Here is an 18,325-nt window from a genome sequence, read left to right as displayed (position 1 = left end):
ATCTATGGAAGTGCTTCTTCAAGGGCCCTATCTCAAGATTCAAGAGTTAGCAAAAGGGCGCCTTCTCACATGGCAAGGAAAAAAGGTTGTGTTAGACCCTTTTTTAAAGCTCACCGTCACAGTGGATGTGATGAAAAAGGAGGGGCAGTTTACCCTGACCCCTTTTATCCATGTGGGAGCAAGAAGAGAAAAAGTTTCTACCTTTGAGCTCACCACCCCTTTTGGAGCCCTAGAGGGAGGGGTGTTTCGGTTTTGGGAAGATCCTGATGCGTTTACTGTTGTGAGGCGGTGTCAAGAGCTCTTAGCTCCTTTATCTCCCAAACAGCTTGAGGAGCTCAAAAATCAAGATTTTCCCCTCGTTTTTCAAGAACCTATTTTAAGCTTAAAACCGTCTCCTCTTCCACTTTTAGAACTCACAGATAAGACAGGGGGATTTGCAAATTTACGCTTTGATTACGGAGAGTGGGGAGAAGTGATGGCTCAAGGTCAGCAATTAGCAGAAGAGGAGAAATCTTGGGAAACGGATCTTTTAGAGACAGGGTTTTACCGTAAAAGGGTGGGTGAGTCCTTTTATTTTTGCCCGTTAGACCAGGTGGGTAAGAGTCTTTCTTTTCTCATTGATCTCGGGTGGAAAGTGATTGATTATCAAAAAAAACTTATCGTTAGGCAAACATCTAGTGAACTTGAATCAATCGATCTTGATCAAGCCATTTTACTGAGAGGAACGCTTGGATTTGGATCATACTCCATGAATATTGAAAAGATCGAGGGCTCTTTTGAAAAGCATACGCGGTGGATTAATTTATCCCCTCACCATGTAGGGCTTTTAGATCTTCCTGAGAGTTTTCAGGTGTTAAATGCCGGAGAAAAGGTTAAGGGGGGATTACGGTTTAAAAAAAGCATGATCGGGCTTTTAGAAGAGGTTGTAGAGCTCCCTTCTTGTTACAAGGAAATGGCGTGGGAACATGTTACAATGCCTCCCCATTTTCAAGGAGAGCTCTTTCCTTATCAGCAAAAAGGGGTTAACTGGCTCTATTTTCTCTATAGGAGCGGTTTTTCAGGGCTTTTAGCAGATGAAATGGGGTTAGGTAAGACCATTCAAACCCTTGCCTTTTTAACGGTGATAAAGGGCCCTATTTTAATTGTGATGCCAGTAACTCTCCTCTCTTTATGGAAAAATCAAATCCATCAATTTATTCCGTCTCAAGAGGTGTATGTACATCAAGGCGGGGGAAGGGATAAGAGCATTGAAGAGCTTCAAAAACACCCTCTCATTTTAACCTCATACGCAACTCTTCGGCGAGATCTTCTTTTATTACAGCAAATACCCTTTGAGGCTGTCATATTAGATGAAGCGCAAATGATTAAAAATAGATCCACACAAGTGATGCAAGCCGTCTGTTCTTTAAAAGCTCATTTTAGACTAGCTATCACAGGAACGCCCATTGAAAATCATATCACAGATATTTTGTCTCTCTTTCAGTTTCTCATGCCAGATCAAACCTTTGATTCTCCCTCTTCTCAAACCATCTACAAAAAGATGAAACCTTTCATCTTACGGAGAACAAAAGAGAGCGTGAATTTAGAGCTTCCTGAAAAGATGATGCAGCTGGTTGAAGTGGACCCTTCTGAAGAAGAGTTTGCCTCTTATGAGCACCTTTTACAAAGCAGGAAGAAAGAAATCACTCAGGCTCTTCAAGAACCCTCTCAAGGGATGAAAACCCTCGAGATTTTAGAGCTCATTTTAAGATTAAGGCAGCACTGCTGCCACCCTTCTCTTGTATATCCAGAGTTTAAAGGAGAAGGAGCGAAGTTTAATCAAGTGCTCATCGACCTTGAAGAAGCTGTCTATAGTGGACATAAAGTGCTACTTTATAGTCAATTTACTACGCTGTTAAAAAAGATGGGAGAAGCGCTTCAAAGTAAAGGATTAAAATATGCCTATCTTGACGGCTCAACTCAGGATAAAGAGTCAGCAGTCAGTCAATTTCAACATGATCCTCATACCTCTATTTTCCTCATCAGTTTAAAAGCCGGAGGTGTGGGACTTAACCTTCAATCTGCAGATTATGTGTTTCTCTACGATCCTTGGTGGAATAGCGCCATTGAAGCACAAGCCATTGATAGAGCGCACCGCATTGGGCAAACAAAGCGTGTGATTGCGCGTAAATACATCTTAAATCACTCCATTGAATCCAAGATTTTAACGCTTCAAGCGAAAAAAGAAGAGCTTGCTCATGAGCTGTGGAGTAAAGAGGACTTAAATTTAGAAAACATCTCTTTTCAAGAGATTAAAGAGCTTTTAGAGCTTTAGATGTAGTGGTGAGGAAAGAGGTTGTAATCAAAGATCGCAATCCACTCTTGCGCTGTAAAGATCAGCTTTACAATGTCTTTGTCAGGCCACATTCCAGCCATTTTGTAATCGAGTTCTAGCTCAACTAGCTGTGAGGCGTCATAGGGAAGTGTTAAGGATTTTAAGTGTCCAATTAACGTATGGCCTTCTAAAAGAAAGGCAGATTCAGGGAAAAAATGAAATTCAATGGCTGACTCTGTATAGTGAATCTCTCCTGAGAGCTCTTGATCGAGCTCAAAAATACAAGAGTAAGGATCAAAGCACGTCTGTTTTGCTTGAAGCTCTGGTAAAGAGAGCGCTTCTGTGATTTTTTCAGGCACCTTTTTTAAGGGGATTTTTAAAGAGTGTTCATAATTAAAGGAAAAAGAGTTTCCTTGAATAATACCATCTTGAATACGGTCTCCTCTTAATATTTCTTTATAAAAATAGTTCGCAAAGTTCACGCTATTTTCTATGCGATCTCGCATGATGGGACAAGGAGAGAGATTCTTAGGGATAAGGGTGTAGAGCTGCGTTTGCAGGGGAGTTTTAATGACAGGAGGGGCAGCAGGAGCTTGAGAAGAGAGAGAAGAGGCTCTAGAACGTGGGGGGAGCTTTCCTGTGATTGAGGGTGGCGGTGGAAGAGAAGGGGGTAAAAGAGATCGGTAGATTTTAGAAAAGAGTTTTCCAAGTGTATAGATAACAGCAATTGCAAATGTGATTTTTAATAGTGTTTTAATTACTCCCTTTGATCCATCCCAATAGTGGTGATTGTGACTGCGAAAATAATCACCAAAAACTGTAATGTCTATCATAGGGAGTTAATTTTATAGTTAATGTGGTTTTTATTCAATTTTTTCATCTTTTTTGTTTTCTTCTTGTAATAATTCTTGCGCCGCAAACTTAAGTGTCATGAGTCCATCTTCAAAACCAATTTGTCTTAAAAGATGATCAAGATAATTGAGCTCTGCAACAAGTTGATCATTAATCGTTTCAAGCTCTGATAACCTTCTTTGTAAGAACTCTTTTCCCATAATTATCTCCTTTTGATGATTTTTTTTATCTGAAGAAACATTTCTTGATACTGTATTTGATGCAAAAAGTGTGCCAAATTAAAACAATTTGTAAATAAAAAGCGTTTGTAACAATAAAAAGAAGAAGAGATGGCATGATAATCAATCCATTAGAGATTGCAAATAAAAAAGCAGAGCTTTGAATAAAAAGGACGCGCCGCATTGAAAAGGAGGAAAAAAATACCTAAGCTTATTCTAATGATTGAGTCACGATTTAGAGAGTTCTCTTGATAAGAAGAAATAGGGTGTAAATGTGTTTAACGGTCTTCTTGATTCAAGGGTCTAAAATTCTTTGTAGTAGCAATCACGGCACTCCAAGATATTTAAGGTAGTTAAGCTTAAACAGAAAATCAGAAGATATGTGTGAATCATGCTTCACAGGATAAATCTTTTACCGTTCCTATTTTTTAGAGCTAAAAAAGACCTTGATTAAATAGCAGGGGCATTTCATAGTATTTTTTTATTCAAGTGATCAGAGGGTTAAGATGGACATTCATATAAAATCTTTAACTGAAGCTGGGCTCATTAAAATATCGCTCCCTTCTTCTTATGCTTCAAAGGGTAAAATCCGGCTCTATAGATTTTCTGATCAAACACCAGAGGGCATGGCAAAAATTCAGACAATATTTGAGCTAGAAATGAAAGGAAGAATTTATAAGGGGTTTGTTAGTGCAATGTTTCAAGAGATTTCGAATAGGCCCTATCTATTTAAAGAAGGAAGTCATTTTAAGCTGATTTCAAGGGAAGATGCCCTTTCAGTAGGCTATAGCCGTGCGGGATATATTCACTATAAGTCAGGAGAGTATCATAAAGCAATTCCATGGTATGAGAGGGATTTGAAGTTTGCGCTAGAGTTTAAACACAAGCTGGGAGAAGGGAGAGCCTATTGCAATTTGGGAAATGCCTATGATTCTCTAGGAGATGCCCGTAAAGCCATCAATTTCCATAAAAAACATTTAAAGAGTACCCTAGAGCTTGAAGATAAAAGCGGGGAAGGAATTGCTTATGGCAATATCGGAAATGCTTATCGTTCTCTAGGAAAGATTCATCAAGCAATTAATTTTTATAAAAAGAGTTTAAAGATTGCTTTAGAGCTACAAGATAAGGGCGGGGAAGGACTTGCTTATGGCAATTTGGGAAATGCTTGTAGTTCTTTAGGAGAGACCCGTAAAGCGATTGATTTTCATGAAAAGCGTTTAAAGATTGTTTTAGAGCTGCAAGATGAGGAGGGAGAAGGGGCATCTTATTGTAATTTGGGAAATGCTTATGGTTCTCTAGGAGAGATCCGTAAAGCCATCGATTTTCATGATAAGCATTTAAAGATCGCTCTAAAGCTACAAGATAAGGGCGGAGAAGGGCGTGCCTATGGTCATTTGGGAAATGCTTATCGCTCTTTAGGAGAGATTCATCAAGCAATCAATTTCCACGAAAAGGCTTTAAAAATTGCTCTAGAGCTGCAAGATAAGGTGAGGGAAGGGAGAGCTTATGTTAATTTGGGAAATGCGTATGATTCTCTAAGAGAGCATAGCAGAGCGATTGATTTCTATAATAAGAGTTTAAAGAGTGCTCTAGAGTTACAAGATAAAAATTGGGAAGGAGTTACTTATGGCAATTTGGGAAATGCTCATGATTCTTTAGGAGAGACCCGTAAAGCAATTGCTTTTCATAAAAAGGCTTTAAAGATTGCTCTAGAGCTGCAAGATAGGGGCGGGGAAAAGAGGGCTTATTGTAATTTGGGAAATGCTTATTATTTTCTAGGAGAGATCCGTAAAGCCATCGATTTTTATAATAAGAGTTTAAAGATTGCTCTAGAGCTTCAAGATAAGGGCTTGGAAGGAGGAGCTTATTGCAATTTGGGAAGCGCTTACGATTCTTTAGAAGAATGCTCTCAAGCAGAAAAATATTTCCGTCAAAGCATTAAGATCTTCGCCTCTTTGCAACAAGATGCAAAACGGGCTCAGTGGCAAATCTCTATATTTGAGGAGCTATCAAAACCTTATGTAGGTTTAGAACAGGTGTTATTCAAGATAGGAGACATCCGGGCTTTAGAAATTTCTGATACAAGACGTGCCAGAGCCCTCTCTTCTCTTCTATTTGAGCGTCTTAATTTAAAAGAGAATCAAGATTTTCATCTTAATCTTCTTTCAGTTCAAGATATGCAGGATTTAGCTGAAAGGCTTGATACGACTTTCATAATTTATTCCCTTAATATTGTAAATAATAAGGTAATGTCTGTTCACGCATGGGTTGTATCCTGTGATCAACAGCCTATCCAATCATTTTCTTTATCTATTTCAGAAGATGCTTTTTCAGAGTTAGATCATATCTTTAAAACATTTCCTTATCAGATTGAAAAAACTCGCCCCGTAAAAGGAGCGAAACAACCTAGTCAATTTTTTGAGGAAAGACTCTCTTCTTGGTATGACCTCTTCATTGCTCCTTTAGAAGAGCATATTCCTTTACCAGGCTCTGGAAAGACCCTCACCTTTATTCCAGATGGGTTTTTAGCCCATCTTCCTTTTGGGGCTTTTTATAACCGTAAGAAAGATCAATATCTCATTGAAAACTATCCGATAACAGTTGCTCCCTCCATTCAGGTTCTCTCTCTTTTAGATCAACTTCCTAAAGAGCCTTTAAATGAGGCTCTTCTGATGGGCAACCCTAAAACACCTCAGGAAGCGTATAATAATCTCAAAAAATCTGAAGCTGAAGTGCGTGATATCATTGCACGGCTGATGCAAAATATTGATGTAAAAGTCTTAACTCAAGAAGAAGCAACTGTAGGAAATGTCTTTACTCATGCGCCTCATGCTAGAGTCATTCATATTGCAGGCCACGGAGTAGCAAATCAAAAGCCTTTAGATGACCCTTACTCGGTCTTTGAAGGACTTTTTAGGTTAGCCCCAGATCACAAATATCTAGCAGGTGATCTTCATGCAAAAGATGTACATCTCCTCAAATTAAAAGCCGATCTTGTCTTTATGAGCGCTTGTCATTTGGGAAGAGGAAATCTTAAACAAGAGGGAAGTATTGGACCTGTTTGGTCTTTTCTAGGATCAGGCGCTAAATCGACAATCGCTAGTTACTGGCCGCTTCCTGAAGGAGATATGACTCTGAAGATGGTGGATACCTTTTATAGGCATTATTTAGGGATTGATACTCCGAGGCTTAGTAAAGCAAGAGCTCTACAGGAATCAGTTCTGATGGCGATGAAAACAGAACGAAATAAACCGCGTCAATGGGGAGCGTTTTTCTTAGCAGGGTTAATAGATTAAGATCACTATGAATTCAATGACCTTAGAAAGCGCTTTGATAGAGAGGGCTAAAGAGTTAAAAAAGAGAAGAAAATTGTAAAATAAGGAAGAAAGAACTTGCCTCTTTGCTTTCACAAAGAGGCAAAAGATGAAGAAATTACCAGTTTGAGGCGTTGATTTGCTGAATCATGTTGTCTAGCTTATTGAGCTCGTGCCAACGGTTTTCAGAAACCAATTTCCCATCATAGAAGTATTCCAGTTGAGCAAGACCTCCTGCATAGTATCTAGAAGGGCCGTGCTTATGATCGTTTTCCCATGTGATTTCTTGAGAAGGAGTTCCTCCATCAATGTAATGGATTTCAAGCCCGTTTTTTACACCATCTAGATAGTGCATTTCAACGGTGCGAAGTCCATTTTTAAAAAATGTCGTTTTTCCGTGGAGCTTTCCATTTAAGTATTCTTTAATGGCAAGGGGCTCTCCTGACTCAGTAAAGAGTTTTTTCTCTCCATTTAAAACGCCGTCTGTATAGTAGGCAATGCTTTCTGGAGCGCCGTTTGGATAAAACGACTCTCGTTTCACGGTGTAGCCGTGATAAATCTCTTCTTGAGCCTCTAAATGCCCTTTCTGATCTTTAACAAGACGAGTTCCCTTTCCTCCAACAACCCGTGTTTCCACTTCATTGTTTTGGGAGAGGTAGCTTCCTTCATGGAGCTGAGATCCTTCATACTCTTCCATGGACATCGGAGTTCCATCTTCATACCATTTTGTGGTGGAGAAGCGGTTAGGAGAGAGTTGAAGCTCTTCTCTTAAAGGCATCCCATGAATATTGTATTGAATCTGTTTAACAAGGTTACCTTGGTTATAGAGGAAATACGACTCAACAGTTTGGCTATGAGGAAAGGTGTGAGTGGTAGGTCCATGAAGAATGCCATTTTCATAAGCTGATGTGATCGTGATTCCTGTTTTAAGTGTTGTAATCACTTGACCTGGATATTTTCGATCTTCGAACTCATTTTTAGAAACAGCATAGCCATATTTATGAAAATACCGCTCGGAGACGACAGGGTTTTCAGAGAGCTGTCTCTGACATCCTGTAAGCAGAAGAGTAAGAGATCCTAATAAAGGAGTGATAAGATGCCGCATGAAAAACCTTCCTTTCATATGAATAAGCGTCATCCCTTTGACGTATCCTAGATAAAAAGGAAAAAAGGGATGCCATGGTAGATATCATAGTAGATCAGATAACTTTTTTGCTACAGAATGTGTAAGTTGATCATGCTCTTTATCAACTGTAGAGGCAGCAATTGTCTCATGAGGGTGACGGTAGATAAACCTAAGCGTGATATTTTGATGATGAGGATCCTCTGGCACTTGGAAAGCACTGATCAGCGTAAACGACTCTAAATGAGGAGGTGTGTGCTCTGTGATGTAACGTGTAATTTCATGATAATCTACGCTCTTTTTCACCTTCACAGTCCAATCCCTTGTCGATGAAGGGTAAGGAATGATCGGGGTGTAAGATGTCATTATTTTTTTACTATGAAAAATATCCTCTAGATTAAACTCAGCAAAAAGAAGCTTATGTTTAATACCACAAGAAGAGAGGATATCAGGATGCACCTCGCCAAAAGAGCCAATCACTTCTTCTTGGATCACAATTTCTGCTTGTCTCCAAGGATGAAGAGCTGTGAGCTGTGATCTTCTTATGGTAAACGAGGGAAGCATAAGAGCTGTTAGCCAGTTTTCTAATAACCCTTTAAGATCAAAGAAATCAAAAGAGGAAGAAGGAGTCATAAAATGAGGAGGTTTTGCGGCCCCTGATAATAAAATCGCTGCGCAAGACGGCTCTTGAACGCTCTCTTTTTCTTTAAAATGCACCCGTCCAATTTCAAAGAGGGCTAAATCTGGGTTTTGATGGTTGAAATTGTGAATGGCGACCTTTAAAAGACCTGGGAGTAACGAGGTTCTCAGCACGGATTGATCTAAAGATCTCGGGTGAAGCACTTTTAAAATGCTACCCAGCTCTAAAGAAGGATGTCTTGCAACCGCTTCTTCCTCAGGGCTGATGAGATCACAGGTGATGCACTCTTGCAGTCCTTCTTGGAGAAATAAGGCGCGCGTTTTAGCTTCAAGAGCGGCAAGGGGAGAGTTAGGCAATGCCCCTGCAGAATAGAGAGGGCGCACCTTGGGAAAATTATCATATCCATACAGCCTTGCAATCTCTTCAATGAGATCAATCTCTGTCACTAAATCGTTACGGTAAGAGGGTATTTGGATGTTTAGGGACTCTTGCGTCTCGTCTTCTACTTTAAGCTCTAGCCTATCAAATAAAGAGATGACTTCATTTAAGCTAAGAGTAAAGCCTAAGATTTGATTAATACGCCAAGGTCTACACTTGATCTTCCGAAGAGGGGCCTTAAGAGGGTACGCCTCAGAAATGGGGTGTAAAGATCCGCCAGCCACTTCCATAATCAAAGAAGAGGCTCTTTCTAAAGCCTTGAGAACACATCCAATATCTACGCCCCTATCAAATCTATACGACGCGTCGGTTTTAAGATCTAAAAACCTACTCACTTGACGAATGGGGAGGGGAGAAAAAGCTGCACATTCTACCACAATTGTCTGCGTAGTGTCTTGAAGAGAGCTATTTTGCCCGCCCATAATCCCTGCAAGTATGAGCGGTTTTTCTGCATCATACACCATGAGAGCGCCTTTGGGAACATCTCTTGTCACATCATCCAGTGTGATAAAGGCACTTTTTTCTTCACTTCTTCGAATAAAGAGCGTATCTCCTTGAATAGATGATCTATCATAAACATGTAAAGGCATACCCAGCTCAAGCATGGTGTAGTGAACAGCATCAATCACATTATTGATAGGATTTATCCCGCACGCTTTAAGTCTATTTTGCAACCATGAAGGAGACGGGTTAACAGTAATGCCTTCAATGACACGGCAGGAAAACCTAGGGGTGTCTTCTCTATTTTCAATCTGGATACTTAGAGTTTCTTGGCCTGTCACTGGATTTTGCAAAGAAGGGGTGTGTAAAGGGATTTTAAATGTCGCAGAGAGCTCTCTTGCAACTCCTAGGACACTTTGCACATGGCCTAAATTCGGCGTGAGGGAGAGATCAAAAACAGGATCAAGAAGAATCGTTTCAACAGGAATGCCAAGAGGTGTGTTTTCACCAAATTCAAAAATGCCAGAAGAGCTCTCTTCAAGTCCTAGCTCATCTAAAGAGCAGAGCATCCCTTCTGATTCCACTTGCCGAATTTTACTTTGCTTAATGCTCCACGTCTTATTGTCTTTATCCGTTAAAGAGGCGCCTACCTGTGCAAAGGGAGCAATGATGCCAGCTCTACAGTTAGAAGCGCCGCACACCACTTGATAGTTTTGACTTCCATCATAAACGGTTGCTATTTGGAGCCTGTCTGCGTGAGGGTGTTTTTCTGCTGAGAGCACTTTAGCAGTCACTACTTTAGAGAAGGAAGGAGCCTTTCCTTGGATGTTTTCAACCTCAATTCCAAGGCGTGTGAGATGAAGGGCGATTTCATCTGGAGTTTGAGTTAGAGGAATAAACTGTTTTAACCATGACAAAGAGACTTTCATTTAACTCATCCTTCCAGCTATAAAATATAGGAGTTTGAATCAAAGGATACCATATTGAATACACCAATGCAACCTCAGTGGGAGAAAAAAAGTCGTTTTTTAACACAACTACTTATTTGGAGCGGCGCTTTGAATATTGGCCTTAGCTTTTCTTTAGGCTATCTTTTCTTTCAATACCGTATCGATCACGTAGACTTTCAGCTCCGTCCAGCTGCGTATTCTTTAGATCCCATCTCTTTAACCAATGAAAAAATATTCTTCCAATTTCTGCATCAATCTTGGGATGAGCTGATTCAAGAGCTAGATTCCCTACATTTATTAGAAGATGGATACCGAAGAAGAGATATCGCTCTTGCCGTTCTCACCTCTTTTCATGGGTTAGATATTGAAAGAGCTCTTCCTGAGGTGTCACTGCAAAAAAGGAAGCTCATTTTCACTCAAGAAGATGCCAAAAAAGTGTCTTGTTTCATGTATCCAGGGCTGACGGAAGATCAATTTCATGCTGTGAAATATTTTATCAAGACAGAAGAGTTTCCCTTCACGCCTAAGCGGCTTTTTTGGCAAATTCAAAATGCGCAGCATCCTCTCCAAGACACCCTTTTAGAAGCGTTTTACCTCACACCTGAATTTACCTTTTTGCATACATTACTCATGAGATCAGGGATTCACTCTCCTAAAAATATCACCGTGCAGATGATGAAAGAAGGGGACTGGGATATGATTCATACGCTCACTGAAAAACAAAAAATGGAACTTGATCTTTCTAAAGAGCATCTTCAATCCCTCCTTCTTTCCTACGTTAAAAAACAGTCAAGGGCAGCTGCCAAAATGCTCTTGCAGTGGGATTTAGATTTTGTTGTTAAAAGGTTAGGAGATGAAGAGTTAATGCAGTTCATTGACCTTTTAGAGCACTCCTCCTCTTTAGAAAAGCTTCTCAAAGAACTCATCACTAGTCCAAGATCAGATGCTCTTTGGAAAAAAAGCGGCGAGAGGCTCTATCAATTAAGAGGCCTGGCGCTGCCAGAAGTGTACGATCACCAGGTGACTTTGGAAACATTTATCCCTTTAGAAAAAAAGAGTTTAGATACTTCTTCTCTACCCTCTTTATCCCTCCCTGCCCAAGTTTCTCATGCAAAAAAAACGTTTGAGTACGTGATTCAAGAAGGGGATAACCTATGGAAGATTGCAAGACGTCACCACATTTCTATTGATGACATTTATCTTCTTAATCACTTGGAATCTGATAAACTTCGAACAGGGAAAATTCTTATTCTTCCAAAGAAGGGATAGGATCAAAGCCCCCCTCACACCAAGGGTGGCATCTTGATAGACGCTTCAATGTCAGCCATACCCCTTTGACGACACCATGCACTTCAATGGCCTCTTTGCTATACGAAGAGCATGAGGGGTAAAACCTACACACATTCCCAAGAAATGGGGATATCATCCATTGATAAAGCGTGATGAGGCCGATGATTCCTTGTTTTAAGATGAAGGGAATGAACCTTGTTACAACACGTTTAAAAAGGTTTTTCCTCATTATCTTTTAAATGAGGTGTAAGAAATCTTGAATAATCACCATGCAAATCTCAATCGAAATCAGCACAATAATAATCCACTCAAGGCGAGATGAGTGTTGGTGATTAATTTCATTACTTAAAATTTCAAAGAGTTCATGGATGACAGCTAGCTTTTTATTTAAAACTTCACCCCGTTTTGTAGTTTCAAGATAGTGTGTTGTTCTTCGGTAAAAAGGCTCTAGCTCTGGATAGTTCCAGAAAAATTCTGGAGTATCTAAAATTTCTGAATGGAGATTAATGAAGTTTCTCTCTAAGAAAAGCTCTCCCATCTTGCGTGAGATGTCTTTCCTTGACATCGATATTTTCCCTTTAGTCGCTAGGTTCTCTGGAAGATGTTTGGTATTATCAATGGTCTTTTGAATCGTTTCTTCAAAGGTCGTGAGTTTAACCGATTGCGCAAGACCGTAAGAGATGGCAAGTTTGGTAAAGGTGTTCTTGGAGGGAAGAGAGATTTCATCTTCTTCTAGTCTCATATGGTCTGCATAGATGTAGGTAAATTCATCCATCTCAGGTTTTGCCATAGGCTCTTTTTCAAAGTCGTGAAGAGCTGTTAAGATGACTCTCTCTTCTTCTTCGGTTAAGCCCCATAAAACAACGCAGCCATAAGATAAGTAAAAGACATCGCCTTTACCTAGTTTGTCCTCTTTGAGTTGAAGATGAACACAGTCTCGAAACATTTGTGCTAGGCCAAACGGATGAAGAGATTGAAAGAGTCTCGGAATATCGTAAGCCGCAGCTGTGCAATAAGTTGTACAACGCATATAGGCAACTATACCGCATCGTTTCTAAAAAAGAAAGAAAGAGCTTTTATAAAGAAGAAATTGAAAGCTTCATTGAACAAAAATTCTCATCAGACGCACTAGAGGTATCTTAAAGAAAAAAAGATTGCATCACGAGGAAATTTCCTGCAGAGAGGGGATTCTTATAGGGATTTTTAAGATGCTCTTTTAACAAAGAGAAAAAAAATACAGAGGTTAAAAAAGCCTGCTTGATTTCTTTAGGCGTCTTTAGTTAATATTGTTTTCCTGACATGCGGAAGTGGCGGAATTGGCAGACGCGCTACCTTGAGGTGGTAGTGAGGCAACTTGTGTGGGTTCGAGTCCCACCTTTCGCATTTTTTTTCTCTTAGAGCGGTAGAGCTCTTCTCTTAACAAAGATCAATCTAAATAAGCTTTAGCTCTTTAAATAAGTGTAGGGATTTACCTATTTTATACTTTTTTTACTAGAGTGTAAGCTTAATTTTTACAATTCTTTTCTTCTGACAATCTAGGATCTAATCTATTGATAATAAATGTATTAGAAATGGGGCTATCTGAATAATTGCTGTCTTTAACAGATAACATAGCTTCCAATCTAGCCTCGTTTTCTAGTGCGTGGTAAGTTTAGTTTTTTCTTTTCATAAAATTTAAAAAATAATGGATTATTAACATGTTTTTTATCTATTCTCATTTTTTTAATTTTTACAAGCGGAAAAGAAATGGGAATTCCTTCGGTAAGTAATTTAGCAGATGGTAAAAATGTAAAGTTTAATTCATCAGAAAAGATTCAGGCATCTACTCGTATACCAGCCTCCTTTCCCTTAGAAACACATGCTGAGTTACCTCAAATAGCCATTAAATCGGTTCAATTAGAACAAATTTTCTCTATCTATCATACAGTTTTCGGTCATGAATCTGTCATACCAAACAGGTCAAACATTTCTCAAGAAGGCAGATATTCCCTTATTCAGGCTATTTTTCAGAAGATTATGATCTCTTACGGGGAAATTACATGGAGCTCTCTTAATCATGAAATACTCCTTCGTCTTGAGGATGCGCAAGGTATGGATATTTTTCTTACTGCAATCAAAGAAGGTTCTCAAGATTGTATAGAGATGCTTATTCAAGAGCTGGGTTATGAAAATCTCATGAGCTCAAAAGACTCTTCAAAAAGAAATGGGCTTCATATTGCAGCTATCTATGGGCACTCTCACCTTGTTGAATTCTTGATTTCCAAAGCATACTTTAGTCCACAAGATAAAGATTCTCATGGGCTAAATCCTCTTCATTGGGCTATTCATGAGAGGCATCTTGACGCCCTTCAAAAACTTCTTACAAGCTCTTCATTGGGAGACTCTTGGACCCCTTCTTCTTATCCAGACCTGCATATTTCAATACTTGCACTTGCCGTGGCTTCAGGATGTCAAGAGAGTATCGCCTTGCTCCTTAATCATAACACTTTTAAACAACTCAATCTATCCGAGTCTATTTCCTCTTTTGGAAATATCCTTCATTTGGCAATTCATGCTAATCAGTCTCATCTCTTGCAGCATTTGATTGGAGATCATCAAACAATGAAAGAGCTCTTTGAAGCAAAAGATTTTGCGGAAAGAACGCCTCTACAATTGGCTGCCCTTTTAGGAGATCTTACGGCTATTTACACACTTGTTAAAGGAGGATGCCTCATTAATCAAGGAGCATCTGATTCTTCGGGGACGCCTCTTTTATTTGCAGCTAAGAGTAAAAAACCTGAAGCTATTCAACTTTTAATTACACTGGGTGCTGATCCTTATCTCATTGATAAAAATGGCCTCACCCCTTTGCAACATCTCAAGCAACAAAAACAATTAAGTTTTAGAGGGATTCGATGTAAAAATCTTCTAGAAAATATTCAAAACACTTTAAAAATAGGGAAAACAAAGGAAGCACAGCAAGGGCAAAGGCTTCCGATGAATCTTGTCTTAGATAGCTTATCGGATGAAAAAATGGTGTACCAAGGCATCGTACAAGCTTTAGAAAAGAAAAAGGTGATGCCAGAGCTTAGCCGAATATCTGGTCAAGGGATGGGAGCTTTAATTGCATCACTTCTTTCCTGTGGCTATAGTTCAAATGATCTAGAAGAAAAGCTACCTAGTTCTCTTTCAAGCCTCTTTTTTTCTGATGAAGAAAAGAAGATAGAAACACTTTCTGTATTCATGAAAAAATTAAGAATCAATGAAGAGAATGAGTTAAAGAATATTATTTTAGAAATGGAGAATAATTCTCTTTGCGACCACATTCAATTTCAGCAAGAGATGGACCGACTGATTTATGAAAAGATGAGGTGTGAGCGCTGTACATTTGGAGAACTGGCGATAGAGGTGAGAAAATGGCCTGCTGAATATAAGCACCTTCACTTATTTGTATTTAGTGTTCATGAGCAAAAAATCATTAGGATGAATTCAGAAGAGCCAAAATGGAAAGATGTGGTTATCTCTTCTGCTGTAACGGCTTCCCTTGCATTTTCAGGTATTTTTTCTCCTATGATGCTTTTAGGCAAAAATGAAGAAGGGGATCTTTATGAAACCTCAAAGAGTAAAACATATCATGCAGCATCTCCTATTAGGCCTATTGTACAAGCTTTTGATGATCACTCCTATCAAGAAGATCCTTATTTTATGGGCCGTAAAACCAATGACCGTACACTCTGTTTTTCTGTGCATGAAGATCAAGAAGATGTACGTTTCATGAAAGAGATGAAATCAAAAAGTCTTTTAAGATATTTGATGCATAGCTCTTTGCAACAAGATTTGAATATGCAAGAGATATCTTCTCAAGGAAGAATCATCCTTATCGATCTTCCAAAAGATGAGAAAGATATTATGACTTTAAGCCAAACCATCGTTGAAGATAGTCTTTCTTTAGTTTCAGTTCCATCTACTCAGCAATCTCAAATAGGTGTGTCTTCCTCTTTAGCTACAATCTTAACCCCTTGGAAATACCGTTTTTTCCTTGAAGCTCCTCAGTTAGATATTCCGTTAAGCAAAATAAAGAAAGGAAAATATGAGGATATTCCTTCTCTTCCCCTTTCTTTTATTGAAAGAAGTCAAGAACTAGAGTCCATTGTAGAAGCATTTAAAACGCATGCTAAAGTTGCTATTGCAGGTTCGGGTGGTATGGGAAAAAGTACACTTGCTATGAAATATGGTCATGCATACAAAGATAATTATGAATTTGTCCTCTTTGCAAAAGTATCCAGTGAAGCTGAACTTATTGAAAAACTGTTAGAGCTTGCAAAAGGTTTTAAGATTATTGAAGAAAACCCACAGGAAGCTTTAAAAGTTCTCAAGGCCAAGCTTCATCGCATAGAAAATCCTTATCTCTTCATCATTGATGGATTTGATCATCAAGATCTCTTTCCTCTTATTAAAACTTATTTGCCTAGAACTTTTCAATGTAAAATTTTAATGACAACAAGAGCTGGACTTATAGCAGAGGTCGAAGGATTTCATAAAATTAAACTGTTTCCCTTTAAACCCGAAGAAGCAGTAAATTATCTTTTAAAAAGAACAGAACGGTGTTTGCATGAAGATGAAAAGACAAGCATCGTGGAAATTACTCAGAAGTTAGGATATCTTCCTTTAGCCCTGACTCATGCGGCAGGATACATTAAAGAACAAAATATCACTTTTGAAGAGTATCTCAAGCTTTTCAAAATATACTATTTAGAGCTTTTTCATGCGAAAAATATCAATATTCTTACAGAAGAGGAGTCTATTCTGACAACATGGCACTTTTCAATTAATACTATTGCCAAAATGCCTGATGGAGATTTAGCGAAGCAGCTGATTGAGATGATCTCTTGTCTAGGAGAGGGGCTTATTCCCTACCCTATTTTTGAAAAATGGATATCTTTATTTTACCTTGAAAAAGATGAACTAACACTAAGACGTGCTTTACGGCTTCTAATGAATTATTCTTTAATTAATTCTCAAAAAGAAAATCAGAGTAAAGTATCTTGCTATGAGATCCATTTGCTTGTGCAGCAATCCATTAAATATCAGCTGAGTAGCGATGAAAAAAAGAAAAACATATCTCAAATAAGAGATGTGCTAGATAAAGAACTAGATGAGTTGAGAAAACAGGATAAATATGAGCGATCAATCTTGATTGAGTATGGCACTCATGCCTCATCTTTATTAGCTAGTGATGGATTTAAAGAAAATTTTTTATTAGAAAGAAAAAGAATTTTTATCGGAAATTTAACAAATTTATATAAAAAATTATGCTTGTTTGGCACTGCTGAAAAATATGCTCAAGATGAACTCAAGATGAGCAAAGAAATATATGGAGAAAACTCTCATTATACAGCGGAGAGCTATCAAGTTATTGGAGAGATCCTAAAGGGTTTAGGAAAAATTGAAGATGCTCTTCAGATAAGTGAGATGGCGTTAAGGATCAATCAAAAAGTGCATGGGGAAAACTCTCATTACACAGCAGAAAGCTATCAAGCTGTTGGAGAGATTTTAAGGGAACTAGGGAGAGTTCAAGATGGGCTCAAGATGAATGAGACAGCATTGGAGATCAACTTGAAAGTTCATGGGGAGGAGACTCATTATACAGCAGAAAGCTACCAAGCCATTGGAAGGATGTTGAGGGAATTAGGGCAAGGAGAAAAAGCACTGGAGATGAGTGAGAAAGCATTAAAGATCAAACAGAAAGTGCTTGGAGAAGATACTCATTATACATCAGAAAGCTATCAAGCTGTCGGAGAGATTTTAAGGGAGCTCGGGAAGGATGAAGAGGCACTTAAGATGCATAAAGCAGCATTACAGATTAACCAGAAAGTGTTTGGAGAAGAGTCTCGTTATACAGCAGACAGCTATCAAACTGTTGGAAGGGCCTTAAGATGGCTCGGGAGAGGAGAAGAGGCACTGAAGATAAGTGAGAAAGCATTGAAGATTAACTTGAAAGTGTTTGGGGAAGAGTCGCGTTATACAGCAGAAAGCTATCAAGCTGTGGGAAGGATTTTAAGGGATTTAGGAAGAGAGGAAGAGGCACTAGAGATGTGTGAGAAAGCGTTAAAGATCAAACGGAAAGTGCTTGGAGAAGAGACCCGTTATACAGCAGAAAGTTATCAAGCTGTTGGAGAGATTTTGAGGGAATTAGGCAGAATAGAAGAAGCGCTGAAGATGAGCGAGATAGCATTAAATCTCAAACAAAAAGTATATGGAGAAGAGTCCGATTATACAGCATCTAGCTATGAAGCTATTGGAAAAAACTTAAGAGAGCTAGGGAGATTAGAAGAAGCACTGAAAATGAGTGAGGCGGCATTAAAAATCAGGCAGAAAATACTTGGAGAAGAGTCTCCCTATACAGCAGCAACCTATCATGTTATTGCAGAGATTTTAAACGATTTAGGGAGAGTAGAAGAGTCTATAAAGACAGGGAAAACGGCATTGGAGATCAATCAGAAAGTACGTGGAGATAAGTCTCGTTATACCGGAGAGAGTTATGAAACGTTAGCAAAAGTTTTCAAAGACTCTGGAAGACTCGAAGATGCTCTTGGCATGAGTTATAAAGCACTAGAAATTCATCAAAAAATTTATGGAGAAGAATCTAAGCATACATTAGCTAGTCATAAGCTAGTAAAAAAAATCTTAAGCCTCTTAAATAAAGTAGATGAAGCTGACTTTTCTAATCCCTTTTAAGGATTTTTTTCTTAAATACCAAGGCTCT

General features: G+C 38.8%; 10 protein-coding genes and 1 tRNA gene. 5 read left to right on the top strand and 6 right to left on the bottom strand.

Annotated features, from left to right (window positions below; all coding sequences use genetic code 11):
* Positions 1-4 precede the first annotated feature (4 nt).
* Positions 5-2,314, top strand: coding sequence for a DEAD/DEAH box helicase (locus ACI7T6_RS05115; RefSeq protein ID WP_404665305.1), 2,310 nt, complete (start codon positions 5-7; stop codon positions 2,312-2,314).
* On the opposite strand, the gene ACI7T6_RS05110 is transcribed toward ACI7T6_RS05115, so the two are convergent.
* On the bottom strand, positions 2,311-3,147 hold the full coding sequence (locus ACI7T6_RS05110; protein ID WP_404665304.1) for a hypothetical protein: 837 nt from the start codon (positions 3,145-3,147) through the stop codon (positions 2,311-2,313). The genes ACI7T6_RS05115 and ACI7T6_RS05110 overlap by 4 nt on opposite strands.
* A gap of 30 nt (positions 3,148-3,177) precedes the next feature.
* The gene (locus ACI7T6_RS05105) at positions 3,178-3,366 is read right to left on the bottom strand and encodes a hypothetical protein (RefSeq protein WP_404665303.1); all 189 of its coding nucleotides are present in this window, start codon (positions 3,364-3,366) and stop codon (positions 3,178-3,180) included.
* A 524-nt stretch (positions 3,367-3,890) separates the two neighbouring features.
* On the opposite strand from ACI7T6_RS05105, the gene ACI7T6_RS05100 reads away from it, so the two are divergent.
* Positions 3,891-6,680, top strand: a complete 2,790-nt coding sequence (locus tag ACI7T6_RS05100) for a tetratricopeptide repeat protein (RefSeq protein ID WP_404665302.1) — start codon at positions 3,891-3,893, stop codon at positions 6,678-6,680.
* 136 nt (positions 6,681-6,816) lie between these two features.
* Here the strand turns inward: ACI7T6_RS05100 and ACI7T6_RS05095 are convergent, their stop codons facing one another.
* A complete protein-coding gene (locus tag ACI7T6_RS05095) occupies positions 6,817-7,836 on the bottom strand; it encodes a toxin-antitoxin system YwqK family antitoxin (RefSeq protein WP_404665301.1) in 1,020 nt (339 codons plus the stop codon).
* Positions 7,837-7,887: 51 nt separating this feature from the next.
* Entirely contained in the window at positions 7,888-10,269 is a 2,382-nt protein-coding gene (gene pheT / locus ACI7T6_RS05090) for a phenylalanine--tRNA ligase subunit beta (protein ID WP_404665300.1), read from the bottom strand.
* A 54-nt stretch (positions 10,270-10,323) separates the two neighbouring features.
* On the opposite strand from pheT, the gene ACI7T6_RS05085 reads away from it, so the two are divergent.
* Entirely contained in the window at positions 10,324-11,559 is a 1,236-nt protein-coding gene (locus tag ACI7T6_RS05085) for a LysM peptidoglycan-binding domain-containing protein (protein WP_404665299.1), read from the top strand.
* On the opposite strand, the gene yidD is transcribed toward ACI7T6_RS05085, so the two are convergent.
* Both yidD and ACI7T6_RS05075 read right to left on the bottom strand, forming a co-directional pair.
* On the bottom strand, positions 11,537-11,809 hold the full coding sequence (gene yidD / locus ACI7T6_RS05080) for a membrane protein insertion efficiency factor YidD (protein ID WP_404665298.1): 273 nt from the start codon (positions 11,807-11,809) through the stop codon (positions 11,537-11,539). The genes ACI7T6_RS05085 and yidD overlap by 23 nt on opposite strands.
* 6 nt (positions 11,810-11,815) lie before the next feature.
* The gene (locus tag ACI7T6_RS05075; protein WP_404665297.1) at positions 11,816-12,610 is read right to left on the bottom strand and encodes an RMD1 family protein; all 795 of its coding nucleotides are present in this window, start codon (positions 12,608-12,610) and stop codon (positions 11,816-11,818) included.
* Between the two features lie 271 nt (positions 12,611-12,881).
* Here ACI7T6_RS05075 and ACI7T6_RS05070 point away from each other — a divergent pair.
* Positions 12,882-12,963: transfer RNA gene (locus tag ACI7T6_RS05070), tRNA-Leu, on the top strand.
* A 363-nt stretch (positions 12,964-13,326) separates the two neighbouring features.
* Positions 13,327-18,297 carry a tetratricopeptide repeat protein gene (locus ACI7T6_RS05065; RefSeq protein WP_404665296.1) on the top strand — a complete coding sequence of 1,657 codons (4,971 nt, stop codon included), beginning with the start codon at positions 13,327-13,329 and terminating at the stop codon, positions 18,295-18,297.
* Positions 18,298-18,325: the final 28 nt, after the last annotated feature.

Origin of the sequence: Rhabdochlamydiaceae symbiont of Dictyostelium giganteum (genome assembly GCF_964291045.1) — a bacterium.
Lineage (GTDB): Bacteria > Chlamydiota > Chlamydiia > Chlamydiales > Rhabdochlamydiaceae > PALSA-1444.
This window is presented reverse-complemented; position numbering and strand designations above follow the sequence as displayed.

Bases quoted from the DNA above. Each gene is read 5' to 3' on its own strand.
- ACI7T6_RS05100 (WP_404665302.1), top strand. From the start codon at position 3,891: ATGGACATTCATATAAAATCTTTAACTGAAGCTGGGCTCATTAAAATA.
- ACI7T6_RS05075 (WP_404665297.1), bottom strand. From the start codon at position 12,610: ATGCGTTGTACAACTTATTGCACAGCTGCGGCTTACGATATTCCGAGA.
- ACI7T6_RS05110 (WP_404665304.1), bottom strand. From the start codon at position 3,147: ATGATAGACATTACAGTTTTTGGTGATTATTTTCGCAGTCACAATCAC.
- ACI7T6_RS05095 (WP_404665301.1), bottom strand. From the start codon at position 7,836: ATGACGCTTATTCATATGAAAGGAAGGTTTTTCATGCGGCATCTTATC.
- ACI7T6_RS05105 (WP_404665303.1), bottom strand. From the start codon at position 3,366: ATGGGAAAAGAGTTCTTACAAAGAAGGTTATCAGAGCTTGAAACGATT.
- yidD (WP_404665298.1), bottom strand. From the start codon at position 11,809: ATGAGGAAAAACCTTTTTAAACGTGTTGTAACAAGGTTCATTCCCTTC.
- pheT (WP_404665300.1), bottom strand. From the start codon at position 10,269: ATGAAAGTCTCTTTGTCATGGTTAAAACAGTTTATTCCTCTAACTCAA.
- ACI7T6_RS05065 (WP_404665296.1), top strand. From the start codon at position 13,327: ATGGGAATTCCTTCGGTAAGTAATTTAGCAGATGGTAAAAATGTAAAG.
- ACI7T6_RS05115 (WP_404665305.1), top strand. From the start codon at position 5: ATGGAAGTGCTTCTTCAAGGGCCCTATCTCAAGATTCAAGAGTTAGCA.